The sequence below is a fragment of the Streptococcus sanguinis genome, from assembly GCF_900635155.1.
Lineage (GTDB): Bacteria > Bacillota > Bacilli > Lactobacillales > Streptococcaceae > Streptococcus > Streptococcus sanguinis_G.
The window spans coordinates 2,185,913-2,203,755 of record NZ_LR134002.1 but is presented as its reverse complement, the minus strand read 5'-3'; the positions used below and the strand labels follow the sequence as shown (position 1 = coordinate 2,203,755).

Here is a 17,843-nt window from a genome sequence, read left to right as displayed (position 1 = left end):
AATATTTTTTGTGAAAAGCATCTGACCTTTACTGAAAATTCTTGACTCTTTTCTTTTTTGTGGTATAATTAACCAGTAAAGCTTTAACTGGTTAAGAGAAGGAGGAGGAAATGACTCATTTAGCAGAGAAGATCGATCAATTTTTAAATGAAGTTATTTTGAAAGCAGAAAATCAGCATGAGATTCTGATTGGTTCTTGCACGAGTGATGTGCCTTTAACCAATACGCAGGAGCATATTTTGATGCTTTTGTCTGAGGAATCTTTGACAAATTCTGATTTGGCAAAAAAACTGAATGTGAGTCAAGCTGCTGTAACCAAGGCTGTGAAATCTTTGGTTCGGCAAGAGATGCTGCAAGCTTTTAAAGATAAGAGAGATGCACGGGTTACCTTTTACCGTTTGACTGAGTTAGCTCAGCCGATTGCAAAGGAACATCAGCATCATCACACGCATACTTTGGCAACTTATCATAAAGTAGCAGAGCAGTTTTCTGATGCTGAACAAGCTGCAATTGCTAAGTTTTTGGATTCCTTAGTGGGAGAGATTGGGAAATGAGATATATCACAGTAGATAATCTTTCCTTTTACTATGACAAGGAGCCGGTGCTGGAGCATATTCATTATTTTCTAGACAGCGGTGAGTTTGTAACTTTGACAGGGGAAAATGGAGCTGCTAAGACGACGCTTATCAAGGCTAGTTTGGGTATTTTGCAGCCTAAGCATGGGGAAGTGAAGATTTCCAAGACTAATGTGCTAGGCAAGAAACTGCGGATTGCTTATCTACCTCAGCAGATTGCTAGTTTTAATGCAGGTTTTCCTAGTACGGTGTATGAGTTTGTCAAGTCGGGACGTTATCCGCGCAAGGGTTGGTTTCGTCGTTTGAATGAGCATGATGAGGAGCATATTAAGGTAAGTCTGGAGTCGGTTGGAATGTGGGAACATCGGGATAAGAGGATTGGTTCTCTCTCTGGCGGGCAAAAGCAGAGGGCTGTGATTGCTCGGATGTTTGCTTCGGATCCGGATATTTTTGTCCTAGATGAGCCGACAACAGGTATGGATACAGGCAGTAAGGATGAATTTTATAAGCTCATGCACCATAGTGCTCATCAGCATGGAAAAGCTGTCTTGATGATTACACACGATCCGGAAGAAGTTCGTAAATATGCCGACCGCAACATTCATCTGGTCCGTAATCAGGACTCGCCTTGGCGCTGTTTCAATGTGCATGAAAGCGACAATAGTCAGGAGGTGAGTCATGCTTAATCTATTTTCCTATGATTTTATGCAGCGAGCCTTCTTGGCAGTTATTGCCATGAGTCTCTTCTCACCGATTCTGGGGACCTTCCTGATTTTACGTAGGCAGAGTCTCATGAGTGACACGCTCAGTCACGTTTCATTGGCAGGTGTAGCTTTTGGTTTGGTTCTTGGACTATCGCCCACCCTCACAACGGTGTTTGTCGTCATTGTCGCAGCAGTCTTTTTAGAGTATCTGCGAACTATCTATAAGAATTTCATGGAAATCGGAACAGCCATTCTCATGTCAACCGGCTTAGCTATTTCCTTGATTGTTATGAGTAAGGGCAAGAGTTCTAGCTCAATAAGTCTGGACCAGTATCTGTTTGGCTCCATTGTGACTATCAGTAGGGAGCAGGTGATTTCGCTCTTTGTCATTGCGGCCGTCGTGCTTGTCTTGACCTTCCTCTTCATTCGCCCCATGTATATCTTGACCTTTGATGAGGATACGGCCTTTGTGGATGGGCTGCCTGTGCGGACCATGTCTATTCTCTTTAATATCGTGACGGGTGTTGCGATTGCCCTCATGATTCCAGCTGCGGGAGCCTTGCTGGTTTCGACCATCATGGTTTTGCCGGCTAGTATTGCCCTGCGGATTGGGAAAAATTTCAAGTCAGTTATTTTGCTGGCAAATGCCATCGGCTTCTTTGGTATGATTGCCGGACTTTATATTTCTTACTATGCAGAGACACCAGCTAGTGCTAGCATTACGATTATCTTTGTCAGCTTGTTCTTGCTGGTCAATCTGGTCAAAAAATTTATGAAATAGGAGCAGAAAATGAAAAAAATTAGCTTACTATTAGCAGGTTTACTGAGTATTTTCTTAGTAGCTTGTTCCAATCAAAAAAATGCAGACGGAAAGCTCAATATTGTCACGACTTTTTATCCGGTTTATGAGTTTACTAAGCAGGTGGCTGGAGATGAGGCCAATGTTGAACTTCTAATCGGGGCTGGTACAGAGCCGCATGATTATGAGCCTTCAGCTAAGGCAGTTGCGACGATTCAGGATGCAGATGCTTTTGTCTATGAAAATGAAAATATGGAGACTTGGGTTCCTGAACTGTTAAAAACTTTGAAAAATAAGGAAGAAACGGTTATCAAAGCAACAGGAGACATGCTCTTGCTGCCTGGTGGTGAAGAGGAAGAAGACCACGACCATGGGGAAGAGGGACATCATCATGCCTATGATCCTCATGTCTGGCTATCTCCGAAGCGGGCTATTAAAATGGTGGAGCACATCCGTGATAGCCTGAGCAAGTCTTATCCTGATAAGAAAGCTGCTTTTGAGAAAAATGCAGCGGCTTATATCAAGAAGCTGGAAGCCTTGGACAAGGAATATGAAGATGGTTTGGCTAATGCCAAGCAAAAAAGCTTTGTCACTCAGCACGCAGCCTTTAAGTATCTGGCATTGGACTATGGCTTGAAGCAGGTGCCAATTTCTGGACTTTCACCAGACAGTGAGCCATCCGCTTCGCGCTTGGCGGAATTGACTGAGTATATCAAGAAAAATAAAATCAAGTATATCTACTTTGAAGAGAATGCCTCTCAGGCTCTTGCTTCTACTCTGGCTAAGGAAACAGGGGTAGAACTTGATGTCTTGAATCCGTTGGAAAGCTTGACCGAAGAGCAGACCAAGGATGGAGCGGACTATATTTCTATCATGCAGGCCAATCTAAAGGCTCTCAAGAAGACAACTGACCAAGAGGGAGCAGAGATTGCAGCCGAGAAGGAAGAAGACGATAAGACAGTCCAAAACGGCTACTTTGAAGACAGTGCTGTCAAGGATCGGACCTTGTCTGACTATGCTGGCGAGTGGCAGTCTGTTTACCCTTATCTGAAGGACGGGACCTTGGACCAAGTCTTTGACTACAAGGCTAAGCTGACTGGGAAAATGACGGCAGCTGAATACAAGGACTACTATGACAAGGGCTACAAAACGGATGTTTCCAATATCAATATCACAGACAAGACTATGGAATTTGTGGTAGATGGAAAATCTAAGAAATATACTTATAAATACGTTGGTAAGCACACTCTGACTTACTCTAAGGGAAATCGAGGGGTACGCTTCATGTTTGAAGCGACAGACGAGGATGCTGGGGAGTACAAGTATGTTCAGTTTAGCGATCACAACATTGCACCAACTAAGGCAGCTCATTTCCATATCTTCTATGGCGGCGAAAGCCAGGAAGCACTCTTTGACGAGCTGGAAAACTGGCCAACCTACTATCCAAGTAAGTTGACAGGTCAAGAAATTGCCCAAGAGATGTTGGCGCATTAATATAAATAAAGTAAGAAGACGGGATTTTCCCGCCTTCTTTTTTCTATATCAGGAAATGATGATAAAAATACTTGACAAATTACGATTACAAATGTAAACTAATAAAGAGTTAGATTACAAATGTAAATGATAAGGGAGTGTTAAACAATGGAACAGCAAAATATTAGTCAAGCAGAATGGCAAGTGATGCGTGTGTTATGGGCCTATCCACACAGTCGCAGTACAGAGATTATAGCGCGGTTGGAAGCCGATTTTTCTTGGAAACCGGCAACCATCAAGACCCTTTTGAATCGTCTGAAGACCAAAGAATTTATCGCTATGGAAAAAATTGAGGGCAAGTTTTACTACGATGCTCGGATTTTAGAAGCGGACCATCTGGAAAGTACTTGGCAGGCTCTTTTTGACAATATCTGTAATACTAAACACGGTGACCTTTTGATTTCGATGATTGAGAGAAGTCAGTTCAGTCAAGGGGACTTGGAGCGGCTCAGCCAGGTCATTGATAAGAAAAGAGCCTCGGCACCATTGGAAATCAAATGCGACTGCCCGCAAGGTCAGTGTCGTTGTGGTCACAGATAAGGAGAATATGATGGAAAAAAAAGAATACAAACTCTCAGGAATGACCTGTGCATCTTGTGCTATGACAGTTGAGATGGCGGTCAAAGATTTAGAAACGGTTGAGGATGTCAGTGTCAATCTGGCGACAGAACGTCTCAGTTTGCTTCCTAAGGCGGGATTTGACAGCCAGCAAGTGCTGGCTGCTGTAGCCGAGGCTGGTTATCAGGCAGAAGAAAAAGGAAAAGACCGACCGTCCGATGTGAGCGAAGAGGCTGCAATGAAAGCGCAGGAATTGCGAAGGAAGAAGCAAGAATTACTAATTCTTTTGGTTACAGCTCTGCCTTTGCTTTATATCTCTATGGGCAGTATGGTCGGTCTTCCTCTACCTAGCTTTTTGGACCATATGGCGCATCCCTTGGTCTTCGTTCTGTCACAACTTCTTTTGACTCTGCCTGCTGTGTGGATTGGGCGCGGCTTCTATCAGAGAGGATTTCGCAATCTTATCAAGCGACATCCCAATATGGATAGTCTGATTGCAGTGGGAACCAGCGCAGCATTTTTCTACAGTCTCTACTCGGTCAGTCAGGTTTTTCTAGGTTATCATGCCTTTGTTCATCAACTCTATTTTGAGTCGGTTGCAGTGATTATTGCCTTGGTTCTTCTGGGTAAATATCTGGAAAGTTCAGCTAAGGGGAGAACGTCTCAGGCAATTCAGTCTCTGCTTGAGCTAGTGCCTAGTCAGGCGACAGTGATTCGCTATGGAGAGGCTGTGACCATTGATACGGAGGATATCCGAGTTGGAGACATTATCCGTATCAAGCCAGGGGAGCGTATGCCTGTAGATGGCCTTGTGACAGAGGGCCAGACCTTTGTGGATGAGTCCATGATGACTGGTGAAAGTGTCCCGATTGAAAAGAAAGTTGGCGACACTATTACTAGTGCAACAATCAATCAAAATGGTAGTATTGACTACCAAGCAACTAGGGTGGGTTCGGATACGACCTTAGCTCAGATTGTCAGATTGGTGGAGGAAGCGCAGGGGTCTAAGGCGCCGATAGCGGCTTTAGCAGATAAGATTTCGCTTTATTTTGTTCCAATCGTGCTGAGCTTGGCTGCTTTGTCTGCGCTGGGCTGGTATGTTCTAGCTGGTGAGAGTCTTAGCTTTTCTCTGTCAATCTTTATCGCAGTTCTGGTCATTGCCTGCCCTTGTGCGCTGGGATTAGCCACTCCGACAGCCATTATGGTTGGGACTGGTAAAGGGGCTGAAAATGGAATTCTGATTAAGTCTGGACAAGCTTTGGAAGCAGCTTATCAACTGGATACTATTGTTCTTGATAAGACGGGGACGATTACGGTTGGTAAGCCCAGCCTGACAGATTTGTTACCTTTGCGTGCTTTTGATCGCTCCGACTTGTTGCAGCTAATAGCTAGCGCTGAGCAGCATTCTGAGCATCCTTTGGCTCAGGCTATCTTGGAAGCAGCTGAAGAGGAGGAACTTGACTTGCTGCCTGTCAGCCATTTTGAGGCCATTGTTGGCCGAGGTTTGTCAGCTCAGGTTGAAGGTAAGCATCTTCTGGTGGGAAATGAGTCATTGATGAAAGAAGAGCACATTGATAGCAGTGCCTTTCAAGGGCAGTTGTTGGGGCTATCCCAGGAAGGAAAGACAGCCATGTTTGTCGCAGTAGATGGACAGCTGGCTGGTATTTTAGCGGTAGCAGATGAGATGAAATCCAGCAGTCTGTCGGCGGTGCAGGAGCTCCAGTCTATGGGACTAGAAGTCATTATGCTGACAGGAGATCGTGAAGAAACCGCGACAGCTATTGCCCAGAAAGCCGAAATCCAAAAAGTTATCGCAGGTGTATTGCCAGATGGTAAGGCTACTGCTATCAAGAACTTACAGGAAGCTGAGAAAAAACTGGCTATGGTAGGGGACGGTATCAATGACGCACCGGCTCTGGTTCAGGCAGATGTTGGGATTGCCATCGGTTCAGGTGCAGATGTAGCTATTGAGTCGGCAGATGTAGTGCTTATGCATAGTGATTTGCAGGATGTGGTCAAGGCTATCAAGCTCAGCCAGGCGACCATCCGCAATATCAAGGAAAACCTCTTCTGGGCTTTTGCCTACAATACACTAGGTATTCCGATTGCTATGGGGCTTCTGCATCTTTTCGGCGGTCCCTTGCTTAATCCGATGCTGGCTGGTCTGGCCATGAGCTTGAGCTCAGTGTCAGTTGTGGCCAATGCTCTGCGTCTAGGACGCTTTAAAATGAACTAAATATACGGAGGAATGAATCTATGAAACAAACAGTCCAATTAGAAAACTTATCTTGTCAAAATTGTGTTAAACATGTCACTCAGCACTTCCTATCTATGGAGGGAATGTCAGATGTGGCGGTAGACCTAGAAAAGCAGACAGCCCACGTCACGACTGATAAGCCTTATGGCGCATCAGATTATGAAGCAGCTCTGGCAAAGACAATCTACAGGGTTCTGGATGTGGCAGAAGCTGAGTGAATAAAGTCAGTAGCTTTGCGCCTGCCCAGTTGCTAGAATTCTTCTTGTAAAAAGCGATAAAATAATCTATAATGTTACTAATCACATGATTTATCTTACCGTGAGAAAGAGGAGAAAAATGAAGAAAAAAGCTTTACCTTTTTTACTAGCAGGAGCTGCTTTATTAGCAATGACAGCTTGCTCAAACGGCAGTGCTACGAATCAATCAGAGACGCCTACTAGCAGTACTGGCTCAGTAACAAGTTCTGTGGAGCAGGTATCCAGTCAATCAACTGTGTCAGCATCTTCAGCGGCTAGCAGCACTAGCTCAGAGAGTGCAAGCACAGAAAAAAACAAGGAAAAGAAGGAAGCGATGGACATTTCAGCACTTGCAAATGGCAATTATGCCAGCGTTAAAGGAACCTGGCAGGATGCTTCTGGCAACCAGCTTGTTTTTGATGACAAGGGCTTGGTTTCAAGTGTTTATGAATTGTATGGAGCTTCTCTGACAGACTATGGCACTGCTGCTGGCGGTGTCTACGGCGGAGAAAGCGGAGGTTTTCTGATTGAGTTTCTTCCTAAGGGAGTTAAGGTCGCAGACAAGGAAAACTTTACAGACAACTCCGATGCTGGCCAAGATAGAATCTGGACAGGGGTTGGCCTGAATAGCTTTGACGAGCAAGGCAACTTCTATTATCGGGTAGATTAAACGAAGCTTGGCTTTTGATGTTAAAATCTATATAGTTGATGAGAGCAGAAAAACATCTGCTCTTTTTTCTTTTGTAAAGTAAGAAATTTTACCGACAAAAAAGCCTGCCTAAATTAGGCAGGTTTTATAGCTTTTAGTTGAATTAGGACTCACTATGAGGTGTTATAAACTGATCCATAGGGGTTGAAATCACATTCAGGAAGAGCTTGGCGAAATCCTCTGCAGGCATAGGTTTTTCTTTGATAATCCAGATCTCAATGAGGGAGTTAATCCATCTAACAACAATTTCCGTAGCCATTTCTTTTGGAATTCCCAACTTTTTAGAGTCAATTTCTAAATTTTGTACGACCCACTGAGTGAAGAAGGTAGATAGATAGTCACTCCAGAAAGGATCGATAGCTGTAGTGTAGAGCACCTTCATCCATTTCCTATGTTCATAGAGGGTAGGAATCATATGCTTGGCAAAGAAGCAGAATGGATTTTCTCCATTTCCTTCTTCGTAGCTTTCATACAGGGGCAAAAACGGAGTCATAATTGTCTGGCGGATGTATTGGATAATATCTTCAACATTACTAAAATGCTTTTTATAGATAGCCTGGCGCGATAGACCGGCTTGTTTAGCAATCTCTGAAAAAGTAAAATAAGACTTTTCAGGATTTTGCTCTGCCAGCTCAATTAAGGCATTGACGACTTTGTCTCGAGTATCTTGGGGCATAAGTACCTTCCTTCTTTTTTATTAATTTCTTGCTGGTATGTCTAAAAAAATAGAGCAGACTCCAACAAAGCAGTTTACCATTTGTCAACTAAAATAATAACACTTTATAGAGAAAATGTCCAATTATTTTTAAAATTTAATATAAAAAACCAGTCTTCCCTTACAAGGACCGGTTCTGTCATTTCTCTGTTTTTCTTCTGGTTGGCTATGCGATAACAATTTTGTTTGAAGGACCAGCTGGACTATCATAAGCAGCAAAGCTGGTTAGGGGTGAAGATACAAGGTTGAGAAATGTCTTAGAAAACTGCTTGCAAGGAACGGGGTCATCCTGAGTGATCCAATTCTCGATAAGAGAACTAATCCAGCCGGCCAGCAGTTGATTGGCCAGGTCTTCAGGAATACCTAATTTTTGGTGGTCAAGATTTAAATTCTGCTCGATCCAGTCCTTGTAACTGGCAGTAATAAAATCGCTCCACAGAGGATCGACAGAACTAGTATATAATATTTTAATGCGTTGGCGTTGCTCATAAATAGCGGGAAGAATCGTTTGAGCTAAAAAGGTGAAAGGATCTAAGTCCGCTTCAGAATTGTTGCTATTCCAGTTGGGAGCAAAGGCTTGCTTTACCATGTCTTGGCGAATGTATTCGATAATTTCAGTAGTGTTATTAAAGTGTCGTTTGTAAATGGCTTGTCTTGACAAACCGGCTTCTTTAGCGATTTCTGTAAAGGTAAAACGTAGCCTGTCTGGCTGTTTATCTGCTAATTCAAAAAATGCATCCAAAATCCTATCTCGTGTATTAAGAGCCATAATTTTATCCCTCCTATACCATTTTACTTTTTCTGTCTGAAATAATCTAGAAAATAGCCCAGAATTTTTACTAAAAAAGTTTACACATTGTTAAATGGGAAAAATTTCAGTTTTATTTCTGGACATGTCATCTATTTAAAAATAGACAATATTGCAAAAATTGTACATATATCAAGCCGATAATTCTTTTATTTTAATAATTTAATATGTTAAAATAATAAAAAGAAATTCTTATCAGAAGTCAAATAGAAAGTGTAGTTTAAAAATTACCAAATCTGAAAGATTTATGGGAGGTTTGACTGGACTTTTTATTAAGGGTTACTGATCAGGATAATAAAATATGTTCAGAGGAGAAAAAGATGAAAAGAACAGAAAAAGTTTTGCGATATTCTATTCGGAAGTCTGTTTTAGGTGTTGGGTCAGTCCTTATTTGTGCTCTGTTTTTGGGTCACAGTTTGGTGGCGGCGGATGAGGAACAGCCAGTGGCAAATGCAGTAGAGAACCCAGTTGCTGCATCGCCAGTAAATCAGGATTTGACAACGGTTAGGGAGGCTGCTAACACAGAAGTAGGCACATTTCTGGCTGAGAAAGTGACAGATCTTGGGAATAATCCAAATTTGTCAGATGAGGAGCTTGCAGCAGCTAAGGACGAAGTCAATCAAACAGCTGCAAAGGCTCAGAATGAAATTGCCGCAGCTGAGGATAAAGAAAGGATTGATCAAGCTAAAGAAGATGGATTGGCAGACATCAAATCTATCAATCCAGTCGGCAAAGATTTACTTCTAGATGAAATCCAAAATGGGAAAGCAGAGTTTGACAAACTTGTAGATAGTAGCGATTTGCTGCCTGAGGAGCAAAAGAAAAGCTTCCAAGAGTCTGTAAGGAGGAAGGCTGCAGAAGCAGAAGATGCAATTCAGAAATTAGATGTTAATGCAGCAACAGCAGAGCAGGCGGAAGTGATTCAAGAGCAAGCAGTAACCGAGGAAGATAAGTTTTTCAAATTTATAGCAAGTTCAACCGTAGATTTCACTCTGGCTGCCAAGTTAGCTGACTTGGAAGCAAATCCTAATCTTTCAGAAGCAGAAAAGAAAGCAGTTAGAGGCGAAATAGAGCAAGTGGTAGAAACAGCCAAGAAGGCTATTGAAGGAGCAGATTCTCAGGAAATCTATGACCGGGCAAAAGAAACAGCCATAGCCCACTTAGCCAAGATTCACCCTATTGGCAAAGAGCAGTTCTTAAAAGAAATTCAGGAAGAAAAAACAGCTACTATCGAGGCTGTTGAGAAGAGTCAAAGTCTTTCTACTGAGGAAAAAACTGCAGCTAAAAAGAAGATTGAAGATGCAGCAGCCATAGCTCAAAAAGCAATTGCAGCTTATAATGCTTGGGTTGAAAGTCCTGATGATGCTGAAAAAATTCAAGGACAGGTAGCTGCAGAGAAGCAAAGTTTGTTAAAAGTTACGACTGGTCTGAAACTAGATCTTGCTCTGTCTGATAAGCTAGCAGACTTACGGAGCAACCCGAATCTGTCAGAGGCAGAACAGGTTACGGCTAAAGCTGAAGCGGAAGCAACTTTAGCAGATGCGAAAAGAGTTCTTGAAAAGGCTGATACCGAAGAGGAACTAGAGAGAATTGAGGCAGCTGGAATTGCTAGTTTGGACACGATTCATCCAGTTGGCAAAGATTTGGTTTTAGATGAGCTTGAAGAAGAAGCTGATAAACAGATTGAAGCAATTGAACATCATCAAACACTTTCAGAGCTCGATAAAAAGCAAGCTAAAGAAAAGATTCGAGCAGTATTAAAGACGGTGACAGATGCGATTGCACAGCTAGACGATAGTGTAGACAGTGCAGAAAAAGCAGATAAGCTGCAGGAACAGATCGCTGCTGAGCAGATAAAAGCTCTTGAAAATCTAGAAGCGATTGTCAAGAATGCTGATAAAGCTGAGACAGCTTCTTCTGTTCCAAGTGATTCACCACAAGAAACCAGGAAAGAATTTAGTGGAGGCGTCAGCGACTCTGAGCCAGCAACGGAAACGTCGTCGGAATATGATTTATCTAACCATGAAGTTGGAACTCATCCTGATACAGCTCCACAGGCGTCTGCACAACCAGAATTCAGTGGAAATGTTAATGATTCAGAAGCGGCAACCGTAACACGGCCTGAATTTAGTGGAGGCGTCAATGATTCTGAGCCAACTATGACAGAACATAAAACCTATGATGCTGGTGTTCAGCCATCAGTCAGGAGTGCCCATCCAGACAGCGCTCCTCAGATGGCGGCTCTTCCGGAATTTAATGGTGGTGTCAATGCTGCTGACGCGACAGTAGCTGATGCTTTACCTGCTTACCAAGTAACTAGCGGTATTTTGCCAGCAGTTGATGGGACCAAATCAGTACAAGAGCAGTCTTCATCAGCTAAGGTCACCCAGCTAGCTCAGCTTAAAAACAAGGAAAGTAGGAGTGGAGCGTCAGTCTTGCCGCATACGGGGCAAGCTTCTAATGCTCTTCTCACAGTCACAGGAGTTATCAGCATTTTAAGCGCAGCTGGATTGACATTCCGTAGTAGAAAAAAAGAAGAATAAATTTTAAAGAGGCCACTTGGCCTCTTTCTTGATGGAGAAAATTTTTAAAAATTATGCAAACGTTTTACTAAAAGTGCTTGAAAAAGTTAAAAAAAAACGATATAATGGACAATGTGAAAGCGCTTTGCAAACGAGAGCTTAAAAGAAAATATTTTTAATCAAAAGAAGGGGCTTATTATGGTCGAATTAAATCTGAAAAATATCTATAAAAAATATCCCAACAGCGACCACTACTCAGTGGAAGACTTCAATCTTGATATTAAGGACAAGGAATTTATCGTCTTTGTCGGTCCGTCTGGTTGCGGGAAATCAACTACGCTGCGTATGATTGCAGGTCTTGAGGACATCACAGAAGGAACTGCCTCTATTGACGGTACAGTGGTCAATGATGTGGCGCCAAAAGACCGTGACATCGCTATGGTCTTCCAGAACTATGCCCTTTATCCACATATGACTGTCTACGACAACATGGCCTTTGGTCTTAAGTTGCGCAAGTACAGTAAAGAAGATATTGACAAACGGGTGAACGAAGCAGCAGAAATCTTAGGCTTGAAGGAATTCTTGCAGCGCAAGCCAGCTGATTTGTCTGGTGGTCAGCGTCAGCGGGTAGCTATGGGACGCGCTATCGTTCGGGATGCAAAGGTTTTCCTCATGGATGAGCCTTTGTCAAACTTAGATGCGAAGCTGCGTGTTTCTATGCGGGCGGAGATTGCCAAGATTCACCGCCGTATCGGAGCAACAACTATCTACGTAACGCACGACCAAACAGAAGCTATGACCTTGGCGGATCGTATTGTTATCATGTCAGCGACCAAGAACCCTGCTGGAACTGGAACGATTGGACGAGTGGAGCAGATTGGTACGCCGCAGGAAGTGTATAACAACCCAGTTAATAAATTCGTTGCCGGCTTCATTGGCAGCCCAGCTATGAACTTCATCCCAGTTAAGCTTGAAGGGAATGAGATTGTCGCAGAAGGTCTGCGCTTGACTGTGCCAGAAGGAGCACTCAAGGTTCTTCGGGAGAAAGGTTACGAGGGCAAGGAGCTGATCTTCGGTATTCGTCCAGAGGATGTTAATGCAGAAGCTGCTTTCTTGGAAACTTTCCCTAATTCAGTTGTGCATGCCAAGATTTCTGTTTCAGAATTGCTGGGAGCAGAGTCTCATCTCTATTGTCAAGTGGGTTCTAGTGAGTTTGTAGCGCGTGTGGATTCACGGGATTACCTAGAAACTGGTGCGGGTATTGACCTAGGCTTTGACCTCAATAAAGCGCACTTCTTTGATCCAGAGACAGAGAAGACAGTCTATTAATCAGTTGATAAACAAAGAACGCAGACAGGCTTGTCTGCGTTTTTAAAATGGCTGCTATAACATCATTTTTTATTGAAAGATGCTCAGATTTTTGCTTGTTTTAGTTTTCCGATAAGAATCTCGGCTGAAATGGTGGCATGTGTAAGCTGCTCCCAATTGATTAGTTTTTTTTCAACATGAAAGAGTAAAGGAGTCATCTGCAGCAGGGCAGTTTTCTCCTCAGAATGCAGAGCATGTGTGGATTCTACAGTCTTTCTAGATAGGATTGTAAAGTGTTTCTGGAAGTGCTGGATGATATCTTGATTAGAATAATCTTTCTTGTCCAGATACTGAGCAGCTTTTTGACGAATTTCTTTCAGATGGTTTTCTGTTGGGATGACTTTAATGATAAGCCCCTCTTTTTTCAATACTCGCTGAAATTCATGATAGTTAGCTGGTGAGAAGATGTCCAGCAAGACATCTATGCTTTGATCCTGAACGGGCAAGTGTGCCAAATCACCGACGAACCATTTTACAGCAAGGCTCTGATCGCTTTTGGCAGCTAACTGGATAGAATCTTTGGATAAATCAAAAGCGTAAATTTCTTTGTTGGGAAATTCTTCCTGAATTTTTCGAGCATAGTAGCCCTCTCCGCAAGCGACGTCTAGGATGGTCTGTTCTTCAGGAAGAGCCTGCAGCAGATCCAGCAACGCGTCTAGGATATGCTGATAAAAGCCGACTTCCAAGATGAATTGCCTATTTTGAAAGCTCGTTTTGTCATAGTCTTTAGCTTGTTTAGCCTGGGGAGCTAGATTGACATAACCGAATTTGGCGATGTCGTAGGAATGGCGATTGGGGCACTTGAGGCTGTTTTCTTCCATAGCTAAGCTTTGCTGGCAGAGTGGACAGGCCAGAGCCGGAGCTTGGGCAAAGCGGGCGAGTTTTGGTTTCATAGGCGCTCTCTTTCTATTGTTTTTATATAGCTGAATGACTTCTTCTTGGTAAAACATAGAAAAATCCGATTCAGGTAATCGGATTTTTATCTTTAGTAGGTCAGGACAAAGTATTTCTTCTTACCGCGGCGGATAACTGTCAGCTCGCCTTCCAGTTTATCTGAGGAGCTGAGGACATAGTCTAAATCTTGGATGCGTTCACCATTGACATAGATAGCGCCGTTTTGGACGTCCTCGCGGGCTTGACGTTTGGAGTTTACCACGCCAACTGTCACAAGCAGTTCTACAATATTGAGGTCGTCTTCTGCTTGGACCTGATAGTTAGGAACACCTCGCAGACCTTGTTTGAGTTCCTTAACGGATAGGTTCTTGATATTTCCAGCAAAGAGCTGCTCAGTGATGTTGAGGGCTTCCTGGTAAGCTTCTTGACCGTGAACCAGACTGACCACTTCGCGAGCTAGGACTTTCTGCGCCAAGCGTTCGTGTGGTGCTGCTTCAAATTGTTGGCGAATCTCTTCGATCTCATCCAAGGATAGGAAGGTAAAAATTTTCAGGAAGCGGATAGCGTCTGCGTCCATGACATTCATCCAGAATTGATACATTTCGTAAGGAGAAGTCTTGTCAGGATTGAGCCAGACAGCATTACCTTCTGACTTGCCGAATTTTTTGCCAGTAGCGTCGGTAATGAGTGGAACGGTCATCACATGGCCAGTCTTGTCAGCCTTGCGGCGCAGGAGCTCTGTACCTGCTGTCATATTCCCCCACTGGTCAGAGCCACCGATTTGCAGGGTTATGCCGTGGTTTTGATTGAGGATATAGAAGTCATATCCTTGCATGATCTGGTAGGCGAATTCTGTATAAGAAATCCCTGTCTCAATCCGGCTCTTAACGGAATCTTTACTCATCATGTAGTTGACAGTAAAGTATTTGCCGACGTCGCGCAGGAAGTCGATAAAGCTAATGCTGCTAAACCAGTCATAATTGTTGACCATTTCGGCCTTATTATCGCCTTTTTCAAAGTCCAGAAAGCGAGAAAGCTGATTTTGGATAGATTTTACCCAGCCTTCTACGGTTTCCTTGGTTTGGAGACTGCGCTCTGCATCCTTAAAGGATGGATCGCCAATCAATCCAGTTGCTCCTCCGACTAGAGCGTAGGGTTTGTGTCCAGCTAGTTGCAAGCGACGGCTAGTCAGAATGGCTACCAAGTGGCCAAGGTGCAGGCTGTCAGCGGTCGGATCGTATCCACTATAATAAGAGACTTGTCCTTCTTCTAAGGCCTTGCGTAAAGCTGCTTCATCAGTGGTTTGGAATACCAAGCCACGTTCTTTTAGCTCATCAAAAATGTGCATCATGTCTCTCCTATTCTAAAAGCCAAGAAATTGGCTTATCTATATTTTAAATTTATGTTACTCTATTGTATCATAATGCTTTTAAATAGCAATGTTTCCTTGAAATAAATCATAGATATTTGGTATAATGGGAAGATAACAAGGAGAATCAAACTTGGAACAATTAATAGAGAAATTAAAAGAGTTCTGGGGAAAAGCCCAGCAGTTTATCAAAAAAATACATCTTCCAGAATGGAGCAAGAAGATCGTTAGTGGCAACAATGGCTGGTCTATCGGTGATGTTTTTGCTGTTTTCTTGCGGACTTTTAAACTTCTGATGAATATGGCTTTTGTGTTTATCTTCTTCGGTGGCGTCATCGGTGCTGGGATTGGGATAGGCTATGCAGCTAGTCTTTTCAGTAAGGTGGAAGTGCCCAAGCAAGAAGAGCTGGTCAAGCAGGTGAATAATATCTCTGGTATTTCTAAACTTACCTATGCCGATGGCAGCTTGATTGCAGAAGTGGACAATGATTTGCTCCGCATTCCGGTTAAGAGTGACGCCATCTCTGAAAATGTAAAAAAAGCCGTTATCGCTACAGAGGATGAGAATTTTGAAACGCATAACGGAGTGGTGCCCAAGGCTGTGCTTCGGGCTACGCTCGGTTCAGTTGTTGGAGTTGGCTCGTCTAGCGGGGGGTCAACCATTACCCAGCAGTTGATCAAGCAGCAGGTGGTGGGCGATGCGCCGACCTTCAAGCGGAAAGCGGCGGAGATTGTTGATGCGATGGCTTTGGAGCGCTACATGTCCAAGGATGATATTTTGACGACTTACTTGAACGTTTCGCCTTTCGGGCGCAACAATAAGGGGCAGAATATCGCCGGTGTGGAAGAAGCTGCTCAAGGGATTTTTGGTGTTTCTGCTAAGGATTTGACAGTGCCCCAGTCTGCTTTTATTGCTGGCTTGCCACAGAGCCCGATTGTTTATTCGCCTTATGCAGCGGATGGCAGTCTCAAGAGTGAAGGGGATATGGCTCTGGGCTTGGAACGTGCCAAGGATGTGCTCTATAATATGTATCGGACGGGCAAGCTAAGCGAGAAAGAGTACAAGGAGTACAAGGACTACGACTTGACCAAGGATTTCAAGCCTTCTGAAAGCTCGGAAAAATCTTCGCATGGCTACCTTTACTACACAGCAGTCGAAGAAGCCCAGCAGACCATGTACGAGTACTTGATTCAGCGGGATAATGTTTCTCAGCAAGAGCTGAAAAACAATGACACTGTCAAAGCCTACAAGGAATTGGCCGCTAAGGAACTGAGCGATGGCGGCTATACTGTCACCACCACAATTAACAAGAACATTCATACGGCTATGCAAAATGCAGTAGCCAACTATGGCGGCATCTTGGACGACGGAACTGGCGCAGTTGAAGTGGGAAATGTCCTCTTGGATAATAAAACCGGTGCTGTGATTGGCTTTGTAGGAGGCAGAGACTATGCTTCCAATCAGAACAATCACGCCTTTGATACGGAACGATCACCGGGTTCGACTATTAAGCCGATTCTTGCTTATGGGATTGCTATTGACCAAGGTCTGATGGGTAGTGCCAGCGTTCTTTCCAATTATCCAACTAACTTTTCAAGCGGCGATCCAATCATGCACGTGGACAGCCGTGGTACAGCCATGATGGACCTGCAAGAAGCGCTCAATACTTCTTGGAATATCCCGGCTTATTGGACTTACCGCGGATTACGCGAAAAAGGTGTCAATGTCCGTGGCTATATGGAAAAAATGGGCTATTACATTGATGACTACAGCATTGAGAGTCTGCCTATGGGCGGGGGAATTGAAGTATCTGTAGCTCAGCACACCAATGGTTTCCAAACCTTGGCTAATAATGGAACCTACCAGAAAAAATACATGGTTGAAAAAATCACAGACCGAGATGGCAAGGTGATTTACCAGCATAAGGCCAATCCTGTTCAGATTTACAGCCCAGCAGCTGCTACGATTATGCAGGAGCTCATGCGGGGAGTTATCAATTCTGGGGCTACTACGACCTACAAATCTCGAATCAGTCAGGTCAATGGAACCTTGGCTGGAGCCGATTGGATTGGTAAGACTGGAACGACCAACACCAACGGTGATATGTGGCTGATGCTTTCTACTCCAAAGATGACTTTGGGAGGCTGGATTGGTCATGATGATAATAGCTCTATGGCGGCGTTGACTGGTTATAACAATAACGCTTCCTACATGGCCTATATGGCAGATGCTATCTATCAGGCAGATCCGAATGCCTGGGGTGTTGGTGATAAGTTCACTCTTGATCCGAGTGTGATTAAGTCTGATGTACTCAAGTCCACAGGGGAAAAGCCAGGTACAGTAACGGTGAACGGCCGCTCTGTTAATCTCAGCGGTCCGACAGTGCCTAGCTATTGGGCTAAAAACGGTGCTCCGACCACGACCTACCGGTTTGGTATCGGGGCATCAGATGCGGATTATCAGAAGGCTTGGTCAGCTATACTGGGCGGTTCTACCTCTAATTCTAATTCCAGCTCCAATTCTAACAATAATCGGCAAGGGAACTAGCGCATCAAGAACAGTTTTAACTTTTCAGAAAGCGGATGAAATCCTTGCAATTTCTAGCTAAATAAGGTATAATGATAACAATAATTTGTCGTGTGCTTTATTTGAAATATTGTCCAAATAGAAGCTTACAGCAGTTAAATCAAACTTGAATAAGTCAGATTTAGCTGCTCTTTTTGTGCCTATTTTTAGGAAAAAAGAATTATGTAACCATAATTTAATTTTTCTGAAAATTAAACAAAAGGGACTGA

General features: G+C 43.6%; 15 protein-coding genes. 11 read left to right on the top strand and 4 right to left on the bottom strand.

Annotated features, from left to right (window positions below):
* Positions 1–110 precede the first annotated feature (110 nt).
* From ELZ47_RS10915 to ELZ47_RS11900, 8 genes are all read left to right on the top strand, one after another.
* Positions 111–554 (top strand): zinc-dependent MarR family transcriptional regulator, encoded by a 444-nt coding sequence (locus ELZ47_RS10915; RefSeq protein ID WP_126436015.1) that lies wholly within the window; start codon positions 111–113, stop codon positions 552–554.
* Complete coding sequence (locus tag ELZ47_RS10910) at positions 551–1,261, top strand: metal ABC transporter ATP-binding protein (RefSeq protein WP_125331529.1); 711 nt, start codon at positions 551–553, stop codon at positions 1,259–1,261. The genes ELZ47_RS10915 and ELZ47_RS10910 overlap by 4 nt, the downstream gene beginning before the upstream one ends.
* Positions 1,254–2,060 carry a metal ABC transporter permease gene (locus ELZ47_RS10905; protein ID WP_125331527.1) on the top strand — a complete coding sequence of 269 codons (807 nt, stop codon included), beginning with the start codon at positions 1,254–1,256 and terminating at the stop codon, positions 2,058–2,060. The genes ELZ47_RS10910 and ELZ47_RS10905 overlap by 8 nt, the downstream gene beginning before the upstream one ends.
* 9 nt (positions 2,061–2,069) lie before the next feature.
* Positions 2,070–3,572: a zinc ABC transporter substrate-binding protein AdcA gene (locus ELZ47_RS10900; protein WP_125331525.1), complete on the top strand. Its 1,503-nt coding sequence runs from the start codon at positions 2,070–2,072 to the stop codon at positions 3,570–3,572.
* Positions 3,573–3,719: 147 nt separating this feature from the next.
* Positions 3,720–4,151 (top strand): CopY/TcrY family copper transport repressor, encoded by a 432-nt coding sequence (locus ELZ47_RS10895; RefSeq protein WP_125331523.1) that lies wholly within the window; start codon positions 3,720–3,722, stop codon positions 4,149–4,151.
* Between the two features lie 7 nt (positions 4,152–4,158).
* Positions 4,159–6,405, top strand: coding sequence for a heavy metal translocating P-type ATPase (locus ELZ47_RS10890; protein ID WP_125331521.1), 2,247 nt, complete (start codon positions 4,159–4,161; stop codon positions 6,403–6,405).
* 20 nt (positions 6,406–6,425) lie between these two features.
* Positions 6,426–6,644 (top strand): heavy-metal-associated domain-containing protein, encoded by a 219-nt coding sequence (locus ELZ47_RS10885; protein WP_125331518.1) that lies wholly within the window; start codon positions 6,426–6,428, stop codon positions 6,642–6,644.
* 85 nt (positions 6,645–6,729) lie between these two features.
* Positions 6,730–7,332 carry a DUF6287 domain-containing protein gene (locus ELZ47_RS11900; RefSeq protein ID WP_164549616.1) on the top strand — a complete coding sequence of 201 codons (603 nt, stop codon included), beginning with the start codon at positions 6,730–6,732 and terminating at the stop codon, positions 7,330–7,332.
* Between the two features lie 142 nt (positions 7,333–7,474).
* On the opposite strand, the gene ELZ47_RS10870 is transcribed toward ELZ47_RS11900, so the two are convergent.
* Positions 7,475–8,047, bottom strand: coding sequence for a TetR/AcrR family transcriptional regulator (locus tag ELZ47_RS10870; protein WP_126436014.1), 573 nt, complete (start codon positions 8,045–8,047; stop codon positions 7,475–7,477).
* A gap of 205 nt (positions 8,048–8,252) precedes the next feature.
* Positions 8,253–8,855, bottom strand: a complete 603-nt coding sequence (locus ELZ47_RS10865; protein ID WP_125331512.1) for a TetR/AcrR family transcriptional regulator — start codon at positions 8,853–8,855, stop codon at positions 8,253–8,255.
* Between the two features lie 359 nt (positions 8,856–9,214).
* Here ELZ47_RS10865 and ELZ47_RS10860 point away from each other — a divergent pair, with 359 nt between their 5' ends.
* The gene (locus ELZ47_RS10860) at positions 9,215–11,437 is read left to right on the top strand and encodes an SIALI-17 repeat-containing surface protein (RefSeq protein ID WP_126436013.1); all 2,223 of its coding nucleotides are present in this window, start codon (positions 9,215–9,217) and stop codon (positions 11,435–11,437) included.
* Between the two features lie 177 nt (positions 11,438–11,614).
* On the top strand, positions 11,615–12,745 hold the full coding sequence (locus ELZ47_RS10855) for an ABC transporter ATP-binding protein (RefSeq protein WP_002903507.1): 1,131 nt from the start codon (positions 11,615–11,617) through the stop codon (positions 12,743–12,745).
* An 83-nt stretch (positions 12,746–12,828) separates the two neighbouring features.
* Here the strand turns inward: ELZ47_RS10855 and ELZ47_RS10850 are convergent, their stop codons facing one another.
* Both ELZ47_RS10850 and tyrS read right to left on the bottom strand, forming a co-directional pair.
* Positions 12,829–13,677 (bottom strand): putative RNA methyltransferase, encoded by an 849-nt coding sequence (locus ELZ47_RS10850; RefSeq protein WP_126436012.1) that lies wholly within the window; start codon positions 13,675–13,677, stop codon positions 12,829–12,831.
* Positions 13,678–13,769: 92 nt separating this feature from the next.
* Positions 13,770–15,026 carry a tyrosine--tRNA ligase gene (gene tyrS / locus ELZ47_RS10845; RefSeq protein WP_126436119.1) on the bottom strand — a complete coding sequence of 419 codons (1,257 nt, stop codon included), beginning with the start codon at positions 15,024–15,026 and terminating at the stop codon, positions 13,770–13,772.
* A gap of 154 nt (positions 15,027–15,180) precedes the next feature.
* Between tyrS and pbp1b the strand changes: the two genes are divergently transcribed.
* The gene (gene pbp1b, locus ELZ47_RS10840; protein WP_126436011.1) at positions 15,181–17,595 is read left to right on the top strand and encodes a penicillin-binding protein PBP1B; all 2,415 of its coding nucleotides are present in this window, start codon (positions 15,181–15,183) and stop codon (positions 17,593–17,595) included.
* Positions 17,596–17,843 lie beyond the last annotated feature (248 nt).

Bases quoted from the DNA above. Each gene is read 5' to 3' on its own strand.
- ELZ47_RS10890 (WP_125331521.1), top strand. From the start codon at position 4,159: ATGATGGAAAAAAAAGAATACAAACTCTCAGGAATGACCTGTGCATCT.
- ELZ47_RS10850 (WP_126436012.1), bottom strand. From the start codon at position 13,677: ATGAAACCAAAACTCGCCCGCTTTGCCCAAGCTCCGGCTCTGGCCTGT.
- ELZ47_RS10900 (WP_125331525.1), top strand. From the start codon at position 2,070: ATGAAAAAAATTAGCTTACTATTAGCAGGTTTACTGAGTATTTTCTTA.
- ELZ47_RS11900 (WP_164549616.1), top strand. From the start codon at position 6,730: ATGATTTATCTTACCGTGAGAAAGAGGAGAAAAATGAAGAAAAAAGCT.
- ELZ47_RS10905 (WP_125331527.1), top strand. From the start codon at position 1,254: ATGCTTAATCTATTTTCCTATGATTTTATGCAGCGAGCCTTCTTGGCA.
- ELZ47_RS10855 (WP_002903507.1), top strand. From the start codon at position 11,615: ATGGTCGAATTAAATCTGAAAAATATCTATAAAAAATATCCCAACAGC.
- ELZ47_RS10910 (WP_125331529.1), top strand. From the start codon at position 551: ATGAGATATATCACAGTAGATAATCTTTCCTTTTACTATGACAAGGAG.
- ELZ47_RS10915 (WP_126436015.1), top strand. From the start codon at position 111: ATGACTCATTTAGCAGAGAAGATCGATCAATTTTTAAATGAAGTTATT.
- ELZ47_RS10870 (WP_126436014.1), bottom strand. From the start codon at position 8,047: ATGCCCCAAGATACTCGAGACAAAGTCGTCAATGCCTTAATTGAGCTG.
- ELZ47_RS10895 (WP_125331523.1), top strand. From the start codon at position 3,720: ATGGAACAGCAAAATATTAGTCAAGCAGAATGGCAAGTGATGCGTGTG.
- ELZ47_RS10865 (WP_125331512.1), bottom strand. From the start codon at position 8,855: ATGGCTCTTAATACACGAGATAGGATTTTGGATGCATTTTTTGAATTA.
- ELZ47_RS10860 (WP_126436013.1), top strand. From the start codon at position 9,215: ATGAAAAGAACAGAAAAAGTTTTGCGATATTCTATTCGGAAGTCTGTT.
- tyrS (WP_126436119.1), bottom strand. From the start codon at position 15,026: ATGCACATTTTTGATGAGCTAAAAGAACGTGGCTTGGTATTCCAAACC.
- ELZ47_RS10885 (WP_125331518.1), top strand. From the start codon at position 6,426: ATGAAACAAACAGTCCAATTAGAAAACTTATCTTGTCAAAATTGTGTT.